This is a genomic window from Kitasatospora sp. NPDC088783 (assembly GCF_044750705.1).
Classification (GTDB): Bacteria; Actinomycetota; Actinomycetes; order Streptomycetales; family Streptomycetaceae; genus Kitasatospora; species Kitasatospora fiedleri.
In genome coordinates this window covers 109,632-132,192 of the sequence record NZ_JBIVKJ010000001.1, presented here as the reverse complement: position 1 = coordinate 132,192, position 22,561 = coordinate 109,632, and the positions used below count along the sequence as shown (strand labels likewise).

Here is a 22,561-nt window from a genome sequence, read left to right as displayed (position 1 = left end):
GCACCCCGCACCACCCGCACACCTACCCTCTGCGAGAGAGCCATGCCCGGAACCCACGGGACCCACGAGACCCACCGCACCACGGCGGTCCGGCAGTGACCGCACTCGGCACCACCAGCCCCGGTACCACCGGCCCCGCCCACCCCGATTCCGCCCGCCCCGACCCCGGGGTCGAAGCCGGGGTCGGCCGGACCGCCCTGCTGGTCGCCAACGCCCGCGCGCTGGAGGCGCGCCGGAGCGAGGCGCTGGCCGTCGACCCGTTCGCGGCCCACTTCGTCCGCGCCTCGCCCGGCTGCGCCGACTGGCCGGACGACCCGGCCCGGGTGGTCCCGGGCGACCCGGTCTGGGAACGGCTGGCCACCTACTTCGCCCTGCGCACCCGGGTGTTGGACGACCACCTGCTCGCCGCGACCGCCGCCGGCACCCGGCAGGTCGTCCTGCTCGGCGCCGGGCTGGACAGCCGGGCCCACCGGCTGCCCTGGCCGGCCGGCACCACTGTGTGGGAGCTGGACCGCCCCGAGGTGCTCCGCTTCAAGCAGCGCGTCCTGGACCGCCTGGACGCGGCCCCCACCGCCCACCGCCGCACCGTCCCGGTCGACCTGCGCGACGACTGGACGGGTGCCCTGACCGCCGCCGGACTCGACCCGTCCCGGCCGGTCGCCTGGCTGGCCGAGGGCCTGTTCCTGTACCTCCCCGCCGAGAGCGAACTCGCCGTCGCCACCGCCCTGGACGGCCTCAGCGCCCCCGGCAGCACCCTCGCCTACGAGATCAAGACCGGCCTGGAGTCCCCCACCGTCCGGGCCGCCCCCGTCTACGCGGACGCCCGCGAACGGCTCGGCGTCGACCTGCTGGCCCTGTTCGCCCCCGGCCCCCGCCCGAACACCGCCGCCACCCTGGCCGCCCACGGCTGGACCACCACCGTCCGCACCCCCTTCGACCACGCCCCCGCCTCCCGCCTGCGCCCCGAACCCCACGACGCACTCGCCGCCAACCGCTGGGTGACCTGCGTCAAGCACACCGGCGCCAGGACGGTGGTCCGGCTCCCCTGACGTTCTCCCGGCCCCGGCCCCCGTCGATCCCCGTCGATCCCCGGTGTGACGCGGCTCACGGGAACCCGGGCGGGCGGACGGACAGGGAGGGGTGTGGAACTGTCGCAACGGGCCCGGCTGCGGGCGGGGGAACAGACGGCGCTGGGGGAGCTCTTCGACGAGCACGCCCAGGCCCTGTACGGCTACGCGCTGCGGGCGCTGGGGGACTGGGCGGCGGCGGAGGACGTGGTGTCGCTGACCTTCCTGGAGGCGTGGCGGCTGCGCGGGAAGCTCCGGGAGGACGGGGAGTCGGTCCGGCCGTGGCTGTTCGGCATCGCCACCAACGTGCTGCGGAACACGGCGCGGGCCGGGCGGCGGCACCGGGCGGCGATGGCCCGGCTGCCGGAGCGCGAGCCGGTGCCGGACTTCGCCGAGGAGCTGGTGACCCGGCTCGACGACCACGCCCAACTCGCGGCGGTGCAGCGCGCGTTGGCCGGGCTGCGGCGCGGCGAACGGGAGGTCTTCCGGCTGTGCGTGTGGGTCGGGCTGGACTACGCGTCCGCCGCCGAGGCGCTCGGGGTGCCGGTCGGCACCGTGCGGTCCCGGCTGTCCCGGGCCAGGGCGCGGCTGCGGGCCCTGGCCGAACGGGAGTTGACGGAGGACCGGGAACCCGGGCCGAGCGGCGGACAGGTACGGGACGGCGGCTACGGAGTCGCCCGGTCGATCCAGGGGAACGCGCGATGAACCACGAACCCGGAACGCTCCCCGCCGACCGCGAGCGGCTGCTGAAGGAGCACCTGATGAACGAGATCGCCAGGGACCACGCCACCACCGCGGCGCGACGGCCGCGCAGGCGGCGGGGCTGGCTGGTCGCGCCCCCGCTGGTGGTCGGCCTGGCCGCGGCCGTGGCCCTGCTCGCCACCGGCCACCCGGCGGGCGACCCGGCCCCGACGACCCGGGCCGGCGCCGCGCCCCTCTTCCCCACCTCCGCCACCCCCTCCACCTGCCCGGACGGCACCGCCCCCACCGACCGGGCCTCCGCGCCCGCCATCCCGGCACCCGGCTCCGCGCCCGCCGGGGTGACGGACGCCCGGCAGGCGTTCGCCGCCGCCGCGCAGGCCGCCGCGTCGAAGCCGGTGCCGCAGGTGGACGGCAGTCAGTTCCTCTACAGCGAGACGCTCCAGCGCTTCTCCGGCGAGGACGCCTGCGTGCGCCGGGAGTGGATCGCGCTGGACGGCCGCACCGACGGCGTGATCATCGATCCGCACAACGGCCGGATGTCCTTCAGCCCCAACTCGGGTGGCCTGCCGACCGGTCTGCTCGTCCCGAACCACGCCTACCTGGCCGCCCTGCCCACCGACCCGCAGGCACTCCTGGAGCAGATCCGCGCCCAGCACCCCGAGGGCGGCGACGGCGACGCGGACGGTGCCGCGTTCCGGGTCATCTCCAACCTCGTCTCCACCCAACTGCTCACCCCCCGGGTCGCCGCCGCCTTCTGCCAGGCCGCCGCCGCCGTCCCGGGCGCCACCTTCGACCTCGCCGCCGTCGACCTGACCGGGCGTCACGGCATCGGCGTGATCCGGGCGGACGCGACCGACCGGACGGAGCTGATCTTCGACCCGCACAGCTGCGAGTACCTCGGCAGCCACAGCGTCCGCCTCGTCACCTTCGAGGGCGGCGACCCCGTCGGCGCCACCTTCGACACCGCCGTGCTGCGCCGCGCGGTCACCGACAAGGCGGGTGAGGTACCCGCGCCCTGAGCGACCGTCGGGCCCCGACCTCAGCCCTGCCCCACCAACCCCCTTAGCTCTGGCCCTAGTTCGGCGATCAGGCGGCGGTAGGTGTCGAAGGCCGGCTTGGGCGAGTGGTCGTCGCGCAGCAGTCCGAAGTGGTGGAACAGGCTCTCGCCGGAGCTGTCCGCGTCGCGCAGGGCGAACAGGCTGTAGCCGTCGATGTTGAGCGGCCCGGCCCGGTCGGCGACGGTGCGGATCACCGTCTCCAGCGCCCTGGCCTGCGCGTCCTCGGGGCGGCCGGGCCCGGTGGGCCAGCCGTTCTCGCAGATCCGGATCGGCGTTCCGGCCGGGATGCCGGCTTTCGGCAGGTCGGCGTGCCGGAAGGCGTGCAGCACCCAGGCGGTGGCGTCGGCGAGGCGCTCGGGCGGGACGGGGTGGAAGACGTCCGGGAAGAAGTCCAGGCCGACGTAGTCGAGCGCGTCCAGGAAGGCCCGGTCGGCGAGGCGCCCCAACTCGGGCCAGAAGGTCGCAGCGGGATCGAAGGACGGGACGGCGTTGAAGCCGACGGCGGCGTCGAGGCCGAGCGCGCGCACCTCGTCCTTGGCGGCGACCACCCCGGCGACCAGGGCGGCCAGCACGTTGGGGGTGCTGCCGTCCAGCACCGGCAGGTCGGCGTTGGGCTCCTCGCAGACCTGCACCGCGCCGAGCCGGCCGCCGAGTTCGCGCACCTGGGCCCGGACGTACGCCTCCCAGCCGTCCAGGCTGCCGCTCGGTTCGCGGAACTGGAGGACCAGGTCGATCCGCCGACCCGGCCGGTCGAGGTACGGCCGCCAGCCGTCGGGGGTCTGCGGCGGCGGGGTGACGGTGCGGGCGAAGGACCGGTAGATCCGGATCCGGAAGCCGGGTTCGGCGCCCTGCAACAGGTCGAGCGCCCGGGCCAGCCGGACCGGGTCGTCGGGCCGGACGGGATGGAGGACGCCGCGCTCGTCGCCGAGCAGCGCGCCCGGGTAGATCCCGAACCCGAACCCGGAGCCGCCCGTCCCATTCGCTCCGGTCGTTCCGCCCGCTCCGGTCGTTCCGTTCATTCCGGCCTCCTCGCCGCCCGGCACCGGGCATCCCGAGAGAATCTTGGTGTCACACCAATTTTTCAGTGACCCTACCATTCCGTACGATGGGCGCCATGGGCCTTCGCGAGACCAAGAAGCAGCAGACCCGCACCGCGATCGCGGACGCCGCGCTCCCGCTGTTCCTGGAGCACGGCTTCGACCGGGTCACCGTCGCCGAGGTGGCCCGGCACGCGGGCGTGTCGACCAACACGGTGTTCAACTACTTCCCGACCAAGGAGGACCTGTTCTTCGACCGGCAGTCCGAGGTCGAGCGCCACCTCGCCGCCCTGGTCGACCCGCTGCCGCCCGGCACCTGCTGCCCGGCGGCGGCCGTCCGCGACGACCTGTGCGCCGCGCTCGAACGGGGCGACCCGGCGATCGGGCTCGGCCCCGGCTCGGCCGGCTTCTTCCGCACCGTCGAGGCCAGCCCCGCGCTGCGCGCCCGCGAACGCGAGATCGGCGAACGCGTCGAGTCCGCCCTCGCCGCCGCCCTGCCCTCCTCCCCCACCGCGCCCCTGCTGGCCGGCGCCCTGGCCGGCCTCCACCGCGCGACCCTGCGCGAACTGCGCCGCCGCGTCCTGGCCGGCGACCCGCCCGCCACCGTCGCCACCGCCCTCGCCACGGCCGCCACCCGCGCCTTCGCCCCGCTCTGCACCTGCCCCGCCGCCCCGACCCCCTGAACACCCCCCGCACCGCACTCGACGGCCCCCCGACCTGATCAGGCGTTCGTGCCTCCCCTCACCCGCCGGTGCGTCTCCGCGCCCTTTCCCCCGCCTCCGCCGACCCGCCCCGGCTAGCGTGACGGCGAGTGCGCGCCCTGCACCTGCCCCGCCGCCCCGACCCCCTGAACACCCCCCGCACCGCACTCGACGGCCCCCGACCTGATCAGGCGTTCGCCTCCCCTCACCCGCCGGTGCGTCTCCGCGCCCTTTCCCCCGCCTCCGCCGACCCGCCCCGGCTAGCGTGACGGCGAGTGCGCGCGGTGGCGCGGAGCGGGAGAGGTGGGTGGCGGGATGGAACTGCCGGACGTACTGGGGGTGTTCGCGCACCCGGACGACGAGTCGCTGTCGGCGGGCGGGCTGCTGGCCCGGCACGCGGCGGCGGGGGCGCGGACCGGCGTGGTGACCGCGACCTGGGCGGAGGGGACCCACCGGGTGCCGGAACTGGCTCGGGCGCTGGCCGAGTTGGGCGCGGGTGCGCCGCGGCTACTGGGGTACGCGGACGCGAAGGTGCCGGAGTCGGCCCCGGGCGCGGACCGACTGGTGGACGTGCCGGTGGAACCGGCGGTGCGGCAACTGGTCGCGCAGCTGCGCGAGTTCCGGCCGGACTGGGTGGTGACGCACGACGCGTACGGGGGGATGACCGGGCACCCGGACCACCGGCAGACCCACCGGCTGACGCTGCTCGCCGTCCAGGCCGCCGCGCTGCCCGCCCTGTACCCGGAGCTCGGCGACCCCTGGCGGGTGCGGCGCCTGCTGCTCGCCACCCATCCGGACGGCGCGGCGCGCGAGTTGGCCCCGCTGCTGCTGCGCCCCGGCCGGACGGCGTACACCGTGCCGGACGCGGAGGTGACGGCGCTGGACGTCTCCCCCTGGCTGGACCGCAAGCTCGCGGCGGTGTTCGCGCACCGCTCGGAGGTGGAGCGCGGCGCCCTGCCGGGACGGCTGGCCGCCGCGACCCCGGCGGACCGGGCCCGGATGGCGGGCACCGAGTGGTACCAGCACCACCCGCTGCCGGGCGCGCCCTCGGCGTCCGGGGGCTCGACGCGGCAGCTCCGGGAGACGAAGGCGAGCGAAATCGACTGACATGTCGCGTGCGGCATTGCGTGGAGTGCCCGATGTCACCGCCGGGGCGGGGCCGCCCGCGCGCGAGGAGGGTCGGCCGTGGATCTGGAACTGCGACACCTGCGGGTGCTCCGCGCGATCGCCGACAGCGGCAGCGTGGGCCGGGCGGCGGCGGCGATCGGTGTGTCCCAGCCCGCCACCAGCACCCAACTGCGGCGGATCGAAAGGCGCTTGGGTGCTGCGGTGTTCGACCGGACGGCCGCCGGGGTGGTGCCCACCATCTTCGGGGCCGAGGTGCTGGCCGCCGCCCGCGAGGTACTCGCCTGGGTCGACCGGCTCGGGCGGGGCGCCATCCCGGGCGGCGGGCGCCCGCACCGCGAACTGCGGCTGGCCGCCGACCGACCGCCCTGCTGCCCGGCACCCTGGCCCGGGTCCGGCACCTGCGGCCCGAACTGTGCTTCGTCCTGACCCCGCCCGGGGACGCCGAACCGCCCGCCGACCTCGCGCTGCTGCTCGACCACCCCGGCTCCGGACTGCGCCCGACGCCACCGTCGGCGGGCCGCGCGGGCGCCACCGAGCCGGTGTTCGTCGCCCTGCCCGCCGCCCACCCACTGCGCCACCACGCCGAACCCGCGCCGACCGACCTGGCCGGCGAGTGCCGACTGCTGCCGACCGCCGACGGCGGGTGCTGGCTCGCGCTGTTCCGGGCAGCCCACGAGTCGACCCCGTTCACCCCCGCCGCGGTACGCGAACTGCCGTACGGGCGACGGGAAGTGCTCGACCCGGTGGCCCCCGGACTGGGCGCGGCGCCGGTGCCGGGCAGCACCGCACCGGTACCGGGCGTCGCGGTCAGGCCGCTGCTGGGAACGCCCCTGTGGCTGCGCCACGTCCTGCTGCGGCGCCGCGCCGCGATCGACCCGGACCTGGCCGACACCCTGTCCGGGGCCGCCACCGCCGCATACCGGGAACTCGCCGGCGAGGCCCCCCCACCTGCACGACTGGGCCACCCGGACGTTCCGCCCACCCCGCACCTGAGCCCAGGCCCGGCCACCGCGCGGCCCACTCCCCCGCCGTGTGATACCGCGTTCATGGTCTAGGGCCTGAAGGGCGCCACCGACACCCGGGCAGTGGCCGAGGCAGGCAAACACACCTCCCGCCTGTCCACCGTCCTCCAGAACACGTACGACAACGCCGACTCCACCCGGGCCGGCCCGTGAGGCCACCTGGCCGTCCGCTCCATGTTCGAGCAGCACCCGGCGGACGTACACCGGATGCTCGACCGCTTCCGCACCGGCGGCCACCCGGGCGGGTACGCGGTCCACCACGGCCTCGACACCTCCGCCCTGCCCGCCGGCACGTTCACCCCACCCGCCGCGCGGCGTCCGCCCGCAGCTCCGCGGACTCCAGCGGGCTGTCCCGCAACCCGGCCATCCGCCGGGCCGCCCGCCCCCGGGTGCGTGCCGGACGGCGTAGTGCCGGGCGTCCGCCTCGCAGTCCCAGAGCGACTCGACCAGCAGCGGGCCCGCCGCACCGGGGTCGATCGCGTGCAACGCCCGCGGGTGGGCGGGGCGTTCGTAGCTGTGCGGGGTGTGCGCCCAGAACCGGTGCAGCGACCGAGCCGCCGCCGCGGCGGCCGGGCCGAACCGGGCCAGGCCGTCCGCCATCCGGCCCGATCCGCACCACTCCTTCGCCTCCCACTGCCGATCCAACTCGCCCACCAGCAGCGGGCCACCCTCACCGACCACCAGCCGCAGCCCCGCGTCCGCGTCCTGTTCGACCCGGCCGGGCACCCGTTCCGCCTCTGCCACGACCTGTCCTGAGCCACCCCGCGAGGTGTCGGCGGAGTACGGCAGACTGACCCGCCGTGAACACCTCCGCATCCGCGCTCCCGGCCGTCTGGGCCCCGATCCGCGCCTGGTTGGACGACCGCACCCGCCCGGGCCCGCTCCGGCCGGCCGCCGGTCCCGACGCGCTGGACGCCGCCGGGGCGGCGCTCGGGCTGTCGCTGCCCGCCGAGCTGCGGTGCTGGTGGCTGTTGCCGGACGTGGACGGGGACCACTGGCTCCCCGGCGCCTTCGCGCCGCTCGCGCTCCCGGCGGCCCTGGAGTACCGCGAGGTCCAGCTCCAGGTGGCCGCGGCCGAGGGCGAGTCCGTCGGCCCGGACGGCCGTCCCGCGCCCCGCTACCGGCCGGAGTTCCTGCCGATCGCGGAGAGCCCGGGCGGCGACACCCTGTTCGTGGACCTGGGCCCGGGGGACGCCCGCGGCGCCGTCCGGCTCTGGGACCACGAGACCTGGCGGCCGGACGCCCCGCTGTGGCCGTCCGTCACCGCGATGCTGCACGACATCGCGCGCGCCCTGACGACCGGCGCTCCCGCCCTGCTCGGCCACCGCGCCCTCGGCGGCTCCGCCCCGCCGGTCACCGCCGTCGTCGGCGCGGACGGGGGCCTCGACTGGTCGGTGGCGGGGTGAGCCTGCCGACGGGCGGTCGTGGCCGGGGGTCGGGCGGGGGTGGGCGATCATTCTCGGTATGACCCCCGTTCTGGTGTTCGGCCTCGCCGCGATGATCATGCTGTGGACGCGGCGGCGGACCGGCGGGCCCCGGCCGGGGCCGGTGGCGGAGCGGGCGGGGGCCGTCCCGGCTGGGTTCGATCCGGCCGCGTACGGGCTGGTGCCCTCGGCGGAGTTGGACCCGGGGCGGGCCGGGCCGCCGATGCGGCTGCTGCGCCGCAAGGAGCTGGGGGCGCTGGCGGACTCCTGCCTGGCGGGTGGCTGGCGGGCCGCCGAGGCGTACGTGGCGGCGGCGGGGACGGACTGGGACGAGCGCTGGTCCCGGCTGGACTTCCTGACCCGGGTGGCGGCCGAGCGCGACGCCTGGCTGACCGCCTGGGAGGAGGCGGGGACGGCGCCGTGCGCCGCCGCGACGGTCCGGGCCCGGCTGCTGGTGCAGCGGGCCTGGGAGGCGCGCGGCAGCGGCTTCCCGGCGCAGGTCGCGCCGGAGCGGCTGGCCGCGTTCCGGACGCAGCTGACCGCGGCGTACGAACTCGCGCGGCGGGCGGCCGAGTCGGACGGGCGCGATCCGGGCCCGTGGGTGGTGATGATCGCGGCGGCGCGCGGGTTGCGGCTGCCGCGGCGGGAGTTCCGGGAGCTGTGGGGGGAGGTGGTCGCGCGGGCCCCGCACCACGTCGGCGGGCACTGGCAGGCGATGCAGTACTGGTGCGCCAAGTGGCACGGCAGCGACGCGCTGATGCTGCGGTTCGCGGTGCGCGCGGTGCACTCCGCCCCGGCCGGGTCTCCGCTGCCCGGGCTGTACCTCCAGGCGCTCACCGAGTTGGAGTCGCGGCACGGCCCGCGCGGGCTGCCCGGCGGTCGCCGGTACCGGGAGCTGCTGCCCCGGGTGGCGGCGGCGCTGGACGGCACCCCCGCGTCGAACGACCAGGTGCCGCTGCTGCGGCACCTGCTGGCGCACTTCGCCCTGACGTCCCGGCAGCCCGCGCTGGCGCTGGAGCAGTTCCGGCGGATCGGCCCGTGGTGCGGCGCCCACCCGTGGTCGGCCGGGTCCGACCCGGTCCGGGCCTTCGACCGGGCCCGCGCGCTGGCCGCGTCCCTGGCCGCCGCGGACGGGACGGGCGACGACCGGACGGCCGCGCCCGCCTGACCCGGCCCCGCGTCCCGTCCCCTCCAGGCCCCTCCCTCCCGGCGCCCGTCGTCGGGACGAGTCGGACGGGCGTCCGGGGCGGCCGGTTCACCACTACGGGGGCACCGCGGCGGGGCCGTGGCGGCGGGACGGCACCCGTCCGGTGCGAGGGGTGACGAGTGCCGTGACCGCCCCCGGGTTCGGTCGTTATCCCCGAACGTGAGTGCCGACCCATGGGCCCCTATGGGCGTCCGAGACGAAACGATTCAGCAAGCTCCCATCTACGCACGGTTGGTGACCCTCTGGCACCAGTCCGGCCGCACCGTGCCCGGCCGCCGGGACCACGAGTGGTCCCGGCTGGTCACCCCGCCCCGGTTCTCCGCCCACCCGGCCCCCGAACGGGAGCGCCTCTCCCCGCACCCCCCGCCCGATCCGGCCCCCGCCGCCCCGCCACCCGCGCCGCTTACCGCCCCGTCCGTCGCGTCCCCCACCACCCCGTCCGTCGTCCGTCCGAGGGAGGACCGGTGACCCACCAGAACACCCCGCGCGCCTGGCTCCGGCGCAACGGCGGGCCGGACTGCGTGCTGCTGCTGGACGTGACGGTGTCGCCGTGCCCGGGGCTGCGGGTCTCGGTGCCCGCCCGGCTGCGCTACCACCGGGCCGACCCGTACGCCGTGCACCTGGACTGCCACGTGGACCTGGAGGAGCCGATCACCTGGCTGTTCGCCCGCGAGCTGCTGGTGGAGGGCCTGGAGGGGTGGGCCGGGATCGGCGACGTGACGATCCGGCGGTCGAGCGCGGACGGGGACCTGCTGGCGATCGCGCTGAGCACGCCCGGGCAGACCGCGGTGCTGCACACCCCGGCCGGGCCGGTCCGCGAGTTCCTGGAGCTGACCCACCGGGTGGTGCCGGCCGGCACCGAGCACCTGCTGCTGGACGCCGGGGGGCTGCTGCGCCGGATTCTGGCCGAGGCCGTGGGACCGGAGAAATACGAATAACACCGGGCCGATCATATTCCTGTCGGGTCATCACATTCTCCACGGCCGAGAACCCGGCCACCGCAGCGTCAATCACTCCTTCGCCACCGAACGGAGACGGCCGCCGCGGTGTCGATTTCCGTCCCGGCCGCGGAACGGCCGGTATTCGCCGGAAATCGGTATTCGCGGTCGGCGCCGCCCGTTATTCTGAGGCCAGCCCCCGAGGTGGTCCGCACGAGGAGTCGTCGATGTCACACGCCCGCGGTCCGAACGTCGCGCTGCGCGGCTGCATGGCGGAGGCCGGGTGGAACGGCCCCGCGCTGGCGGCCGCGTTGCAGAAGGTGGCCCGGGAGAGCGGCTTCAGCGTGGGCTACGACCGGACGACGGTGGCGCACTGGCTGTCCGGCACCCAGCCCCGCCCGCCCGGGCCGCAGTTGCTGGAGGAGGCGTTCGCCCGGCGGCTGGGCCGCCCGGTCTCCCGGAGCGAACTCGGCCTCCAGCCGACCGAGCAGAGCGCCGCCGAGGAGCCGGAGACCGATCCGACGGACGCCCTGACGGGGCTGCGCCTGCTGCATTCCTGGCCGAATTCCGGCGAACCGCAGGACGAGGCGTCCCAGCCCCCGCTGTTCCAGATCCGGACGCTGCCCTCCCCCCGCTCCCCGGTGGGATCCGCCCCGGCCGCGGGATCCGCGCCCCGGCCGCCGCTGGTCCCGGCCGGACGGCGGCCCGGCCCGGAGCGGGTCGGGGCCCGGCAGGTGGAGGCGGTGCGGGAGATGACGGCGTTCGGCGCCCGGCACTACGACGGGTACGGCGGGGCGATCGCCCGGAGCCTGCTGCTGGGCTACCTGCGGGACCACGTGCTGCCCTGGGCGAAGTCCCCCGCCGTGGGCGCGCGGCACCGCGAACTGCTGGTCGCCGCCTCCCAGCTGGTCCGCCTGGTCGGGCGGACGTACACCGACGACAACCGGCACGGCGAGGCCCAGCGGCACTACCGGCTGGCGTACCAGCTGGCCGCCGAGGCGCAGGACGGGCAGGCCCAGGCGATGGCGCTGCGCGACCAGAGCACCCAGGCCGGGGCGCTCGGGCACCAGGCGTACGCGGCCCGGCTGGCGGACGCGGCGGCCGAGCACCTGCCGCCGGACGCGGCACCGGGCGTGCGGGCCTTCGTGCTGGCCCAGCAGGCGGTGGCGGCGGCCCGGCTGCGCCGGGCGGCGGAGGCGCTCAGGCACCTGGAGGGGGCGCAGCAGTGGGCCGGGCGGGCGACCGCGGAGGGCGGCCCGCACCGGTACCCGGAGCCCGCCCTGCTCTACCAGGCCGCGCAGGTGCACCGCTCGCTGCGGGCCACCGACCTGTCGCTGTCGTACCTGCGGGCCTCGCTGCGGGCCCGGCCGGCCGGCGAGCACCGGACGATCGGGGTGTCGCTGCTGCAACTGGCGCACCTGGAGCTGGACGCGGGGAACATCCACCAGGCCCGGCGGGCGTACACGAGCTTCCGGGAGCGGCAGGACGCGCTGCGCTCCCCGGCGACGACGCTGCGACTGTCGCGCCTGGAGAGCCGGTTCGCCCGGCTGGGCGGGTAGCCGAGTTCCCCGGGGGCGGGCGGAGGTCCGGGGGCAGGCGGAGGCCCGGCCCGGCCGGGGGGTGAGCCGGGCGGGCCGGGGGGTGAGCCGGGCGGGCCGGTTGCTTGGCGGGCCGGGGCGGCGGGTGGTCAATGGGGGTATGAACGATCCCTCGTACTACCCGCTGGTCTCACCCGTCCCCCCGTGGCCGTCGTCCCCGGAGGCGCCGGAGGCACCGTCCCCGGAGCCCGCACCGGCCCCCGGAGTCCCCGGGGCGCCCGGGGCTCCGGCGGTGGACGGCGGCGCACCGGCGGAACGGGGCCGGCCCCGGGGCCGGGGTGGGGTGCCCGGGCCGGGGCCGGCGGTGCTCCTCCCGGGGGCGGGGAGGGTGTTCCCGTGCCGCGCTCAGGAGGCCCGTTCGCCGAGGACGGGGACCCTGATCCGGCCGGGGGAGCGCACGGGGACGCGGCCGACGGGGGCGACGGGGGCGACCGGTCCGGCCGGGCGGACCCGGTAGCGGTTGAGGTGGTGGCGTTCGGCCTCGCGCAGCGGTCGGCTGCGCCGGGTCGCGGCGTCGGTCGGCACGGTGACCGTCCGGGCCTGGAACACCAGCTGTCCGCGTCGGCGGGCCTCGCAGGTGGTGCTGATCGAGGACCGGCCGAGGCGCTCCACCCAGATCTGCACGGGCAGCGGGGTGGGGCAGTGGTAGAGCGGGGAGCGGTAGTCGATCTCGTGACGGGCGATCATGAACCCGTCCTCGAACAGGTCCTGTCCCTCGGTGTCGTCGTACAGCAGGCAGTAGACGGCCTCCTGGACGTACTGGAGCACCTTGAGGTTGTTGACGTGGCCGAAGGCGTCCATGTCGCCCCAGCGGGTGCGGCACATGTAGGTGTACAACGGTCAGCCGTCCGTTCGGTGTTCGCTGCGGAAGCCCAGGCTGCGGCGCAGGTAGCCGTAGGCGTACGGGGAGCGGTGCAGGGCGGTGTCGTGGCCCTGCTCGTAGACCTCGGCGGCGGTGTCCAGGACGGCCCGGCCGAGGGCCCGCTCGGTGCGGCGGCAGAGCTTCTCCAGTTCGGCCAGCCGCTGGGCGGCGGGCAGCCCGGCGAGGGCGGCGCACTCCTTCTCCACGTGGTCGGCCCCGTCTCGGTGGTCAGACATCGATTCCTCGTTTCCGGTCGGGCTTGGTCCGCGACGCGCGGTGCGTGTTCTCTGGGGGTCCAGCAGGGGATTCATCCGTTGAGGGGGAAGGAGCAGCGGCCTCGTTGACGCTGAATGCCCTTCCGGTGATCAAACTCGATCAGGAACCACCCGGAAACGGCGAATTGCGCGGTCTTCGGTTGAAGATCGCGTCGATTTCGACGGCTTTCAACATCGGCCGCCGGTCACCGCTCGGACGGCGGCGCTCAGCCGACCAGGGTGAGCGCGAGCACCGAGCCGGGCAGCGCGGCGACCACCAGCCCGTCGGGGGTGACCGCGAGGGTGCGGACGGCCGCGCCGAGCCGGAGGTCGGCGCCGCGGTGGCGCTCGCCCCAGCGGCGCAGCCGCAGCAGGCCGTCGGACCAGGCGGCGGCCAGCAGCAGCCCGGCGGGGGTGGCGGCGAGGCCGACGGCGGTGACCGGCCACGGGCGCCGGTCGACCGGGGCGGGCAGCGGCGGGCGGCCGGGCATCCAGGTCCAGACCCGGCCGTCCTCGCCGCCGCTGGCGACCAGGGTGCCGCCGTCGGCCGCGGCCGCGGCCAGGGCGGTGACCGGGCCCTCGTGCAGCGGGTGCTCGGGCCGGTGGGCGGCGCCGGTGGCGGTCTCGGTGCAGGTGGCCAGCCCGTCCGGACCGCCGAACACCAGCACGCCCTGGTGCCCGGCGACGGCGGTGCACGCCGCGGGAACGACCACCGGGACGGCCGGCGCGCCGGCCGCCGGGAGGGCCGGCGGGAGGGCCGGTGCGCCGCGGACGGTGAGCGGGCGCAGCGTGCCGGAGGCGTTCAGCAGCAGGGCGCCGCCGAACGGGGTGGCGGCCAGGGCGCGCGGGTGGGGTTCGACCAGCGGTTCGGGCGGGCCCAGCGGTCGGCCGGTGGCGGGGTCGGCCAGGTGCAGTCCGGCGCCGTCGGCGAGCAGCAGGTGTCCGGCGAGCGGGCCGGTGCCGAGGGCGGCGGCGCACGGGCCGGCGGCGGGGGCGTGCTGCCAGACGGCGCGCCAGCGGGTGTCGGCCTGCCGGGCGAGGTCGGCGCAGTGCGCGGCGGCGGCGTCGTGGCGGCCGGTGAGGTGGGCGTGCAGGACGGCGGCGCGGTCGGCGGGACGGGCGGCGGCGGCCCGGTCGGGGGCGGCCCGGCGCCAGGCTTCGGCGAGCGGGGTGGGCGGCAGTCCGGCGTCCTCGGCGCGTTGGAACGCGGCGGTGACGGTGGCGGGTTCGGCGTGCAGCAGCAGGTCGATCTCGGCGAGCATCGGGCTGCCGGGGTCGCCCGCGGAGGCGTGCCGGACCAGCAGGGCGAGGCGTTCGGGGTCGCTGGCGGCGAGGTCGGGGCCGCCGTCGGCGCGGACCGGGATGCCGCCGGCCACCGCCCACATCATCGCGGCGTGGTCGACCGGCGGGCCGTCGGCGGCGACCAGGTCGGCGAGGGCGGCGGGGCGCAGCCGCCAGCGGTCGGCGATCGGGGGCGGCGGCAGCAGGTCCGCGGCGGCGGCGACGGCGGCCGGGTCGGCGCCGGGGAGGGTGGCCCACAGGGCGGTGCTGAGCGGGCCGTCGGCGGCGGCCAGGGCGGTGAGGGCGGCGCGTTCGGGGGCGGGGACGGCCCGCCACCAGGCGGCGGCGAGCGCGGCGGCCCGGTCGGCGGGCGGCAGCGCGGGGTCGGGGGCGGCGCCGGGGGTGCGGGCGGCGAGTTGGGCGAGGCCGGGGCTGGGGTGGGTGGCGGCCGGGTCGACGGGGTGGCCGGTCAGGCTCGCGCACCAGGCGGCGTACGGGGCGGGGTCGGTCCACTGCGGCTGGTCGAGGTCGAGGACGGCGCCGGTGGGGGCGGCGTCGGCGAGCGCGTCGGCGGCGGGGCCGTGGGCGGCCTCGACGATCAGCAGCAGCCAGGGGACGGACAGCAGCGGGACGAGGAGTTCGCGGGCCAGCCGTTCGGGCGTGCCGGGCAGTCGGGGGCCGCCGGCCCGGTCGAGGTCGGTGACCACGACGGTGCGCGGGGTGCCGTCCTGGAGCGCTTCGAGCAGGTCGGCGGGTTCGCCGGCGGTGAGGCCGAGCAGGTCGGCGAGCCGGGCGGTGGCCGAACGGACCGTCAGCCCCTCGGCGTCCAGCAGGGCGTGGACGCGGCGGCCGGGGCGCGGGTGGTCGGGCGGACAGGCGGCGGCGAGCCAGGTCAGCAGGTGGGTGCGGCCGCTGCCGGAGGAGCCGGCGATGCGGCACAGCCGGGGCGCGCGGCCGTCCTCCAGCCAGGACAGCAGGGCGCGCCCGGCGGGGCGGCGCCCGGCCCCGAGCGGGGGCAGGCCGGGCGCGGGGGCGTCGGCGGGCGCGGCCGGGGGCGGGGGCAGCGGGCGGCCGTGGCGCGGGTGGGGGCGGTAAGTGCTGCCGCTGTCACCGGGGCCGCTGCCGGGCGGGGTGCTGCCGGGCGGGGTGCTGCCGGGCGGGGTGCTGCCGCGGACGGCGTGCACGGGTATCCGTCCGGCGGGGTCGAGGCCGTCGTCCAGCAGGTACTGCCAGACCGCCGGCCCGCCCCGTTCCGGGGTGCCGTCCTCCGCCCGGTCCGCGAGTCGGACGCCGGTGCGGTTGTCGCTGTCCACTGGTGCCAGTCCCCCGTGCTCGTTCCCCGTCGGCCGTCCCCCTCGGCGGGTGCCCGGGCGGAGCCGGGTGTTCCCCGGTTCGTCGCGGCACCGTCACTTCCGGCCGCGCTCAGCGTACTTGAGCCGCGCGCACGGCCGTTCGAACCCGGGACACCGCTGTGATCCGGGCCACATTCGCGGGTTTCGCGTGACATCCGGCGGGCCGGTCGGGCTCGCTGTTCCCGACACGATCGAGAGGAAGGCCGACCGGGATGAGCGGCAGCGACGGGGGCGGGCCGGACGGGGCGGACCCGGCGGCGACAGCGACGACGACAGCGACAGCGACGGAGCGGGCGACGCACCAGTACGCGGAGCACCGGGAGTTGCTGTTCTCCCTGGTCTACGACCTGCTCGGCAGCGTCGCCGACACCGAGGACGTCCTCCAGGACACCTGGCTGGCCTGGGCCGCCCGAGCGACCCGGACCACCGGGGCCACCGGGGCCACCGGCCCGGCCGCCGAGCCGATCGAGCACCCGAAGGCGTACCTGGTGCGGATCGCGGTGAACCGGGCGCTGGCCCAGCGGGCCGCGGTCAGCCGGCGGCGCGAGACGTACGTCGGCCCGTGGCTGCCGGAACCGCTCATCGGCCCGCCGACCGGATCACCGTCCGAGTCGCTGACCGGATCGCTGACCGGATCACTGGCCGGGTCGGACGGCGCGGCCGGGGACGCGGCGCTGGCCGCCGAACGGGCCGAGTCGGTGTCGCTGGCCCTGCTGGTGGTGCTGGAGACGCTCTCACCGCTGGAACGCGCGGCGTTCGTCCTGCACGAGGTGTTCGGGTACACCGGCCCGGAGGTCGCCGCGATCCTGGGCCGCAGCCCGGCCGCGGTACGCCAGTTGGTCAAGCGGGCCCGCGCGCACGTCCGCTCCCGCCGCCCCCGCTACGAGCCCGAACCCGGCCTGCGCCGCCAGGTCACCGAACGCTTCCTGGCCGCCGCCCTCGGCGGCGACCTGGCCGCCCTCCTCCGGCTCCTCGCCCCCGACGTCACCCTCGTCGGCGACGGCGGCGGCAAGGCCCCCGGCGGCCGTCGCCCCCTCACCGGCCGCACCAAGGTCGCCCGCCTGCTCACCGCCCTGGCCCCCAAGTCCGGGCCCGGCCTCGCCCTCACCTGGCGCGACGTCAACGGCGCCCCCGCCGTCCTCTTCTCCGCCTCCGGCCGCCCCTTCGCCGTCCTGGTCCTGGACCTGCTCCCGGACAGCGACCTGATCTCCGGCATCCACGCGATCTCCAACCCCGACAAACTCCGCCTCCTCCCCTGACCCGCCCGGTCCCGGTGGGCCGGGCCCGGCGGGCCGGCGGGCTGGCGGGGGCGGTCAGCGGGCGGCGGGGCCGAGGCGGGCGAGGGTGTCGAGGAGGTGGGGGTGGTGGGCGGGTGTCTCGGGGGGCGGGGAGACGTAGAGCTGGATGGCGGTGACGCCGGGCTGCCGGTAGCGGAGGATCTGTTCGTGGCACTGCTCCGGGGAGCCGTGCAGGAAGAGGGCGTCGACCAGTTCGTCGGGCAGGGCGCGTTGGGCGCCCGCGTGGTCGCCGTCGGCCCAGCGGCGGTGCGTCTCGGCGAGCAGGTCGCCGTTGCCGAGCCACTGGTGGAACTTGCGGTAGGGCTCGCGGTTGAGGATCCAGGCGAGGAAGGGGCGGGCGGTGCGGCGCGCGTACGCGGTGTCCTCGGTGGGGCAGACGAACACCTTGACCACGAGTTCCTTGCCGGGCGGCTGCGGGCCGACGGCGTCCAGCACCCTGGGCAGGTCGCGGGCGCGCAGCAGGTTGGTGATGGCGCCGTCGCCCTCGGCGAAGGCGAGCCGGAGCATGCCGGGGCGCAGCGCGCCGAGGATGACCTTGACGGGGGCGGCGGGCGGGTGGGGCAGGCGGTAGCCGGCGATGGAGAAGGTGTCGAAGTCGCCGGCGACGTGTTCGCCGCGCAGGGCGGCGGTGAGGAAGCGCAGCACGTCGCGGGTGCGCTTGAAGGGCTCGTCGAACGGGATGCCGTTGATGTCGGTGACGTGCGCGGGCACCGACGCCCCGATGCCCAGCAGGACGCGTCCGGGGGCGAGTTGGGCGAGGGTGGCGGCGGTCTGGGCGAGCACGGCGGGCCCGCGGGTGTGGACCGGGACGACGCCGGTGGCGATCCGCAGGCGCGGGGACCAGGCGGCGGTGGCGGCCAGCGGGGTGAAGGCGTCGGTGCCGCCGCCCTCGGCGCTCCAGACGTCGCCGTAGCCGAGGTCGGGGAGCCGTTCGACCAGGAAGCGGTGCCGGTCGACGGTCAGGCCGGGCAGCGGCAGGGTGACGCCCCAGGCGGGCTGGCGGGCGGTGGCGGTGGTCGCGGTGGCGGTGGCGGTCACGGGGCGGGTCCTCCGGTTCGGACGGCGGCGCCATCGAGCGGCGAGGGCGGCGAGGGCGGCGAGGGCCGTCGGGGCTGTTCGGACGAGGCTCGCGGACGGCGGGCGGGGCAGCCAGGCAGGCGTTCGTACGGGTACCGGTGGTCATAGGACCGGCCGGACGCGAGGAGTCCGCTGCGGGGAGCGGAACCGGCCCCCGGTCCGGCCTAGCCTGGGACCGACGTACCGACGTACCGACGTACCGACCTACTGACGTACCGGCGTACCCGACGTACTGGCATGTCGACGTACCCGCCCACCGACGCCCCGGGCGGGCCACCGCACCGGAGAACCGTCCGCGACGAGGAGCGAGCACCGTGTCCACCCCCGCCACCGGCCAGGAACTCGGCGCGTTCCTGCGCGCCCACCGCGCCCTGCTGCAACCCGCCGACGTCGGCCTCGCCGCCACCGCCAGGCGGCGCACCCCGGGGCTGCGCCGCGAGGAGGTCGCCTCGCTGTCCGGCGTCGGCCTCGCCTGGTACACCTGGCTCGAACAGGGCCGGGTCAGCGCCTCCCGGCAGGTGCTGGAGGCGGTGGCGCGGGCGCTGCGCCTGGACGCGGCGGGTCTGCGGCACGCGATGCGACTGGCCGGCCACCACGAGCCCGTCCCCGTCGACACCGACCGCACCGCCGCCGGGCGGCTCGCCGACACGGTCCGCCCGGTGCTCGACTCCTGGCCCGCCAGCCCCGCCGTCCTGGTCGACCGGCACTTCGACCTGCTGGCCTGGAACGCGGCCTGGTCCGCGCTGTGGGGTGCCCCCGAGGCCGTCCCGGCCGACCGCCGCAACCTGATGTGGCTGATGGCCGTCGACCGGCGCCTGCGCGGCGTCCTGCCCGACTGGGAGCCGCTCGCCATGAACGTCTTCCAGCACTTCCGCGCCCAGGCCGGCCCGGCCCTCGCCGACCCGCGCACCGACCAGGTCTACCGCCGCCTGGAGGCCGACGCCCCCGAGCTGCGCCACTGGTGGGGCTGCCACTCGGTCGCCGAACTCACCGCCCGCACCGTCCTGGTGGAGCCCCCCGGCGTCGGTCCCGTCCGCCTCGCCCTCAGCTCCTTCCACCCCGTCGACGACCCGTCCGCGCTGGTCCTGCTGTTCACCCCCGCCACCGCCGCCGACACCGCCCGGATGGCCGGCCTGGCCGCCCGCCCGCCGCACCCGACGGCCTGAGGTACCGGCCGCCCCACCAGCCCCACCGTCCCCATCAGCCCCTTTTGCGCGGGTCGCGGCGGTGTGTGCGGACACCGGAGGGATAGAAGGGACAGCATGCGCTTTGTTCCGGAGTCGGTGGCCGCGGTGGTACGCCGCGGTGCCAGGGATGCGTTCGTCGTGCAGACGGTGCGGGCCACCGTCGCGGCGACGCTGTCGTACGTGGTGGCGACCTGGCTGAGCAGGGAACCGGTGCCGCTGACCGCGCCGCTGACGGCGCTGCTGGTGGTGCAGGTGACGGTCTACTCGACGCTGACCACCAGCATCCGGCGGGTCAACTCGGTGGTGGTCGGGGTGCTGATCGCGATCGGGTTCTCGGCCGTGGTGGGGCTGTCCTGGTGGAGCCTGGGGCTGATCATCATGGCCTCGCTGGTGGTCGGACGGTTCGTCCGGGTCGACGAGTTCGTCCAGGAGGTCGCGATCAGCGCGATGCTGATCCTGGGCGTCTCGCAGGTCACCACGCAGGCGTGGGACCGGGTGCTGGAGACGGTGATCGGCGCGACCGTCGGCCTGGTGTTCAACCTGGTGATAGCGCCCCCGGTCTGGGTCGACAAGGCCGGCGAGTCGATCGAGGACCTGGCCCGCCGGGCCCGCCACCTGCTGCTCGGCCTGGCCGAGGAGCTGGACCGCCCCGTCCCGGTCGAGCGGGCCGCCGAACGGCTGCACGAGGCCCGGCAGCTGGACCAGGCGATCGCCGAAGTGGACGGGGCGCTGCGGCAGGCCGAGGACAGCCTGCGGCTGAACCCGCGGATCAGCGAGGGCCTGCTGTCCCGGCTGGTGCTGCGCACCGGGCTGGACACGCTGGAGATCTGCGTGGTCGTCATCCGGGTGATCGCCCGTTCGCTGACCGACCTGGCCAAGCGCCGCGCCCCGGGCGAACGGCTCTTCCCGGCGGACGTCGCGGTGGCGCTGGAGGAGCTGTTCGAACACGTCGGCGGGGCGCTGGTGAGCTTCGCGGTGCTGGTCACCACCCAGGTCAGCCGCAACGCCGAGGAGGCCGAGCAGCGGCTGGCCGCCGAACTCGCCGCCGCCTGGTCCGTCCGGGAGAACGTCGCCCAACTGCTGCTGCGCCGCGTCCAGGAGAGCCCCGAGGCGTGGCAGCTGCACGGCTCCCTGCTCGCCGAGGTCGACCGCATCCTGGACGAACTCGACCTCGAACACCGCGGCCGCCGCCTGATGGAGGAGCTCGACCGCGCCTCGGTCGCCAACCGCGACCGCTTCTCCCGCTTCGCGGGCCTGCGCCGCCTCGCCCGCGGCGAACGCTTCCGCCCCCGCCGCCCCCGCCGCCGACGCCGCCAGGAGGAGACCGCCTGAACGGCGCCGGCACCGGCGGGGACGGCGCGGCGGTCAGACCGTCCGGGTGAGGCGGTCGGCGAGGAGCTTGGCGAACCGGGCGGGGTCGGCGAGGTCGCCGCCCTCGGCCAGCAGAGCGGTGCCGTAGAGGAGTTCGGCGGTCTCGGGGAGGGCCGGGTCCTCGGGGCGCTCCTCGTGGGCGGTGCGCAGGGCGGTGACCAGGGGGTGGTCGGGGTTGAGTTCGAGGATGCGGCGGGCGGGCGGGACGTCCTGGCCCATGGCCCGGTACATCTTCTCCAGGGTGGGGGTGAGCCCGTCGGCGTCGCTGACCAGGCAGGCGGGCGAGTTGGTGAGTCGGGTGGTGAGGCGGACGTCCTTGACGTCGGCGAGCGTCTCGCCGAGCCAGCCGAGCAGCGGCGCGTAGGAGCCGGTGCGCTCCTCGGGGACGTCCTCGGCGGGGAGGTCGACGGCGCCGCGGGCGACCGAGCTGAACTCCTTGCCCTCGTAGTCGGGGACGCCCTCGATCCAGATCTCGTCCACCGGGTCGGTGAGCAGCAGGACCTCGTAGCCCTGGGCCCGGAACGCCTCCAGGTGCGGGGAGTTCTCGACCTGGGCGCGGCTCTCGCCGGTCATGTAGTAGATCCTGTCCTGGCCGTCCTTCATCCGGGCCAGGTAGTCGGCGAGCGTGGTGGGCTCCTCGCCGGCGGTGCTCGGGAAGGAGGCGACGTCGAGGATGGCCTTGCGGTCCTCGGCCGGGTCGAGCAGGCCCTCCTTGACGGCGGGGCCGAACTCGCGCCAGAACGTGCGGTACTTGTCGGCGTCGGCCGTCATCATCTCCTTGACGGTGGCCATCACCTTCTTGGCCAGCCGGCGGCGGATCAGCTGGATGTGCCGGTCCTGCTGGAGGATCTCGCGGGAGATGTTGAGCGAGAGGTCGGCGGCGTCCACCACGCCCTTGACGAAGCGCAGGTGGTCGGGGAGCAGCTCGCGGCTGTCCTCCATGATGAACACCCGCTTCACGTACAGCTGGACGCCGTGGCGGCCGTCGCGCTGGAACAGGTCGTGCGGGCGGCGGGCCGGGATGAACAGCAGGGCCTCGTACTCGAAGGTGCCCTCGGCCCGCATCCGGATCGTCTCCAGCGGGTCGGTCCAGTCGTGGGCGACGTGCCGGTAGAACTCCCGGTACTCCTCGTCCGCGACCTCGGCGCGCGGCCGGGCCCAGAGCGCCTTCATCGAGTTGAGGGTCTGCTCGGTGCCGTCCGGTCCGGTGGTGCGGATCGGGAAGGCGATGAAGTCGGAGTAGCGCTTGACGATCCGCCGGACGGTCGACGGGTCGGTGTAGTCGTGCAGGCCGTCCTCGCCGTCCTCGGGGCGCAGGTGGACGGTGACCGAGGTGCCCTCGGGGGCGTCCTCGACGGTCTCGACGGTGTAGGTGCCCCCGCCGGCCGACTCCCAGCGGGTGCCGGTGGGCTCGCCGGCCTTGCGGGTCAGCAGGGTGACCCGGTCGGCGACCATGAAGGTGGAGTAGAAGCCGACGCCGAACTGGCCGATCAGCTCGGCCGGTTCCTTGCTCTCGCGCAGGCGGCGCAGTGTCTCGGCGGTGCCGGAGCGGGCGATGGTGCCGATCAGCGCGACGACCTCGTCGCGGGTCATGCCGATGCCGTTGTCACGGACGGTCAGGGTGCGGGCGTCCGGGTCGGTGTCGACGGCGATGTGCAGGTCGTCGGCGCGCAGCCGCTCCTCGGTGAGGCCGGCCAGGCGCCGCTTGTCCAGGGCGTCCGACGCGTTGGAGATCAGCTCGCGCAGGAAGACGTCCTTGTTCGAGTAGATCGAGTGGACCATCAGCTGCAGCAGTTGCCGCGCCTCGGCCTGGAACTCCAGCGTCTCGGTGCTCATGGGGTCCTTTTCGCTCGGGTGACAGTGCGGGTACGGGAGCACGCGCTCCGTGGCAATCTGACACACCGGCGGCGGCGCGGACAAACGCCGTTGACAGACCGGGCCGGACCGGGCGCGGCCGGGCGGAACCGGGCACGCGGCACCCGGACCGGCCCGGCCCG

At 76.4% G+C, this 22,561-nt stretch carries 22 protein-coding genes; 16 read left to right on the top strand and 6 right to left on the bottom strand.

What is annotated here, in order from left to right:
• The first annotated feature begins 95 nt into the window (after positions 1-95).
• From ACIP60_RS00595 to ACIP60_RS00585, 3 genes are all read left to right on the top strand, one after another.
• On the top strand, positions 96-1,049 hold the full coding sequence (locus ACIP60_RS00595) for an SAM-dependent methyltransferase (RefSeq protein ID WP_400678666.1): 954 nt from the start codon (positions 96-98) through the stop codon (positions 1,047-1,049).
• Positions 1,050-1,142: 93 nt separating this feature from the next.
• Complete coding sequence (locus ACIP60_RS00590) at positions 1,143-1,772, top strand: RNA polymerase sigma factor (RefSeq protein WP_400678665.1); 630 nt, start codon at positions 1,143-1,145, stop codon at positions 1,770-1,772.
• A complete protein-coding gene (locus tag ACIP60_RS00585; protein WP_400678663.1) occupies positions 1,769-2,788 on the top strand; it encodes a CU044_5270 family protein in 1,020 nt (339 codons plus the stop codon). Before ACIP60_RS00590 ends, ACIP60_RS00585 begins: the two co-directional genes overlap by 4 nt.
• A 20-nt stretch (positions 2,789-2,808) precedes the next feature.
• On the opposite strand, the gene ACIP60_RS00580 is transcribed toward ACIP60_RS00585, so the two are convergent.
• Positions 2,809-3,846: a hypothetical protein gene (locus ACIP60_RS00580; RefSeq protein ID WP_400678662.1), complete on the bottom strand. Its 1,038-nt coding sequence runs from the start codon at positions 3,844-3,846 to the stop codon at positions 2,809-2,811.
• Positions 3,847-3,941: 95 nt separating this feature from the next.
• Between ACIP60_RS00580 and ACIP60_RS00575 the strand changes: the two genes are divergently transcribed.
• The 10 genes from ACIP60_RS00575 (at position 3,942) to ACIP60_RS00530 (ending at position 11,843) form a co-directional block, all read left to right on the top strand.
• Positions 3,942-4,547 carry a TetR/AcrR family transcriptional regulator gene (locus tag ACIP60_RS00575; RefSeq protein WP_400678661.1) on the top strand — a complete coding sequence of 202 codons (606 nt, stop codon included), beginning with the start codon at positions 3,942-3,944 and terminating at the stop codon, positions 4,545-4,547.
• A 333-nt stretch (positions 4,548-4,880) separates the two neighbouring features.
• Entirely contained in the window at positions 4,881-5,672 is a 792-nt protein-coding gene (locus tag ACIP60_RS00570; RefSeq protein ID WP_400678660.1) for a PIG-L deacetylase family protein, read from the top strand.
• Positions 5,673-5,750: 78 nt separating this feature from the next.
• A complete protein-coding gene (locus tag ACIP60_RS00565; RefSeq protein ID WP_400678658.1) occupies positions 5,751-6,119 on the top strand; it encodes a LysR family transcriptional regulator in 369 nt (122 codons plus the stop codon).
• Positions 6,059-6,748: a LysR substrate-binding domain-containing protein gene (locus ACIP60_RS00560; protein WP_400679896.1), complete on the top strand. Its 690-nt coding sequence runs from the start codon at positions 6,059-6,061 to the stop codon at positions 6,746-6,748. The genes ACIP60_RS00565 and ACIP60_RS00560 overlap by 61 nt, the downstream gene beginning before the upstream one ends.
• Before the next feature lie 507 nt (positions 6,749-7,255).
• On the top strand, positions 7,256-7,471 hold the full coding sequence (locus tag ACIP60_RS00555; protein WP_400678657.1) for a hypothetical protein: 216 nt from the start codon (positions 7,256-7,258) through the stop codon (positions 7,469-7,471).
• Between the two features lie 44 nt (positions 7,472-7,515).
• Entirely contained in the window at positions 7,516-8,121 is a 606-nt protein-coding gene (locus ACIP60_RS00550; RefSeq protein ID WP_400678656.1) for an SMI1/KNR4 family protein, read from the top strand.
• Between the two features lie 58 nt (positions 8,122-8,179).
• The gene (locus ACIP60_RS00545) at positions 8,180-9,307 is read left to right on the top strand and encodes a hypothetical protein (protein ID WP_400678655.1); all 1,128 of its coding nucleotides are present in this window, start codon (positions 8,180-8,182) and stop codon (positions 9,305-9,307) included.
• Positions 9,308-9,580: 273 nt separating this feature from the next.
• Positions 9,581-9,814: a hypothetical protein gene (locus tag ACIP60_RS00540; protein WP_400678654.1), complete on the top strand. Its 234-nt coding sequence runs from the start codon at positions 9,581-9,583 to the stop codon at positions 9,812-9,814.
• Positions 9,811-10,284: an SsgA family sporulation/cell division regulator gene (locus tag ACIP60_RS00535; protein ID WP_400678653.1), complete on the top strand. Its 474-nt coding sequence runs from the start codon at positions 9,811-9,813 to the stop codon at positions 10,282-10,284. The genes ACIP60_RS00540 and ACIP60_RS00535 overlap by 4 nt, the downstream gene beginning before the upstream one ends.
• Positions 10,285-10,511: 227 nt before the next feature.
• Positions 10,512-11,843: a hypothetical protein gene (locus ACIP60_RS00530; protein ID WP_400678652.1), complete on the top strand. Its 1,332-nt coding sequence runs from the start codon at positions 10,512-10,514 to the stop codon at positions 11,841-11,843.
• Positions 11,844-12,227: 384 nt separating this feature from the next.
• Here ACIP60_RS00530 and ACIP60_RS00525 read toward each other — a convergent pair whose 3' ends face one another.
• The 3 genes from ACIP60_RS00525 to ACIP60_RS00515 all read right to left on the bottom strand — a co-directional run bounded on the left by ACIP60_RS00525 (position 12,228) and on the right by ACIP60_RS00515 (position 15,592).
• The gene (locus ACIP60_RS00525; protein ID WP_100839806.1) at positions 12,228-12,719 is read right to left on the bottom strand and encodes a thioesterase family protein; all 492 of its coding nucleotides are present in this window, start codon (positions 12,717-12,719) and stop codon (positions 12,228-12,230) included.
• A gap of 3 nt (positions 12,720-12,722) precedes the next feature.
• On the bottom strand, positions 12,723-12,980 hold the full coding sequence (locus ACIP60_RS00520; protein ID WP_146616469.1) for a hypothetical protein: 258 nt from the start codon (positions 12,978-12,980) through the stop codon (positions 12,723-12,725).
• Between the two features lie 245 nt (positions 12,981-13,225).
• Entirely contained in the window at positions 13,226-15,592 is a 2,367-nt protein-coding gene (locus ACIP60_RS00515; RefSeq protein ID WP_400678651.1) for a hypothetical protein, read from the bottom strand.
• 251 nt (positions 15,593-15,843) lie between these two features.
• On the opposite strand from ACIP60_RS00515, the gene ACIP60_RS00510 reads away from it, so the two are divergent.
• Entirely contained in the window at positions 15,844-16,890 is a 1,047-nt protein-coding gene (locus tag ACIP60_RS00510) for a sigma factor-like helix-turn-helix DNA-binding protein (RefSeq protein ID WP_400678650.1), read from the top strand.
• A 54-nt stretch (positions 16,891-16,944) separates the two neighbouring features.
• Here ACIP60_RS00510 and ACIP60_RS00505 read toward each other — a convergent pair whose 3' ends face one another.
• On the bottom strand, positions 16,945-17,967 hold the full coding sequence (locus ACIP60_RS00505) for an LLM class F420-dependent oxidoreductase (RefSeq protein ID WP_400678649.1): 1,023 nt from the start codon (positions 17,965-17,967) through the stop codon (positions 16,945-16,947).
• 353 nt (positions 17,968-18,320) lie between these two features.
• Here ACIP60_RS00505 and ACIP60_RS00500 point away from each other — a divergent pair, with 353 nt between their 5' ends.
• Positions 18,321-19,172: a helix-turn-helix domain-containing protein gene (locus ACIP60_RS00500; protein ID WP_400678648.1), complete on the top strand. Its 852-nt coding sequence runs from the start codon at positions 18,321-18,323 to the stop codon at positions 19,170-19,172.
• 96 nt (positions 19,173-19,268) lie between these two features.
• A complete protein-coding gene (locus ACIP60_RS00495) occupies positions 19,269-20,525 on the top strand; it encodes an aromatic acid exporter family protein (RefSeq protein ID WP_400678647.1) in 1,257 nt (418 codons plus the stop codon).
• Between the two features lie 33 nt (positions 20,526-20,558).
• On the opposite strand, the gene htpG is transcribed toward ACIP60_RS00495, so the two are convergent.
• Positions 20,559-22,400 (bottom strand): molecular chaperone HtpG, encoded by a 1,842-nt coding sequence (gene htpG / locus ACIP60_RS00490; protein WP_400678646.1) that lies wholly within the window; start codon positions 22,398-22,400, stop codon positions 20,559-20,561.
• Between the last annotated feature and the right edge of the window lie 161 nt (positions 22,401-22,561).

What these genes read in the sequence shown, in the direction of transcription:
- ACIP60_RS00585 (WP_400678663.1), top strand. Translation starts at nt 1,769, where the DNA reads ATGAACCACGAACCCGGAACGCTCCCCGCCGACCGCGAGCGGCTGCTG.
- ACIP60_RS00580 (WP_400678662.1), bottom strand. Translation starts at nt 3,846, where the DNA reads ATGAACGGAACGACCGGAGCGGGCGGAACGACCGGAGCGAATGGGACG.
- ACIP60_RS00575 (WP_400678661.1), top strand. Translation starts at nt 3,942, where the DNA reads ATGGGCCTTCGCGAGACCAAGAAGCAGCAGACCCGCACCGCGATCGCG.
- ACIP60_RS00570 (WP_400678660.1), top strand. Translation starts at nt 4,881, where the DNA reads ATGGAACTGCCGGACGTACTGGGGGTGTTCGCGCACCCGGACGACGAG.
- ACIP60_RS00545 (WP_400678655.1), top strand. Translation starts at nt 8,180, where the DNA reads ATGACCCCCGTTCTGGTGTTCGGCCTCGCCGCGATGATCATGCTGTGG.
- ACIP60_RS00530 (WP_400678652.1), top strand. Translation starts at nt 10,512, where the DNA reads ATGTCACACGCCCGCGGTCCGAACGTCGCGCTGCGCGGCTGCATGGCG.
- ACIP60_RS00520 (WP_146616469.1), bottom strand. Translation starts at nt 12,980, where the DNA reads ATGTCTGACCACCGAGACGGGGCCGACCACGTGGAGAAGGAGTGCGCC.
- ACIP60_RS00510 (WP_400678650.1), top strand. Translation starts at nt 15,844, where the DNA reads ATGAGCGGCAGCGACGGGGGCGGGCCGGACGGGGCGGACCCGGCGGCG.
- ACIP60_RS00495 (WP_400678647.1), top strand. Translation starts at nt 19,269, where the DNA reads ATGCGCTTTGTTCCGGAGTCGGTGGCCGCGGTGGTACGCCGCGGTGCC.
- htpG (WP_400678646.1), bottom strand. Translation starts at nt 22,400, where the DNA reads ATGAGCACCGAGACGCTGGAGTTCCAGGCCGAGGCGCGGCAACTGCTG.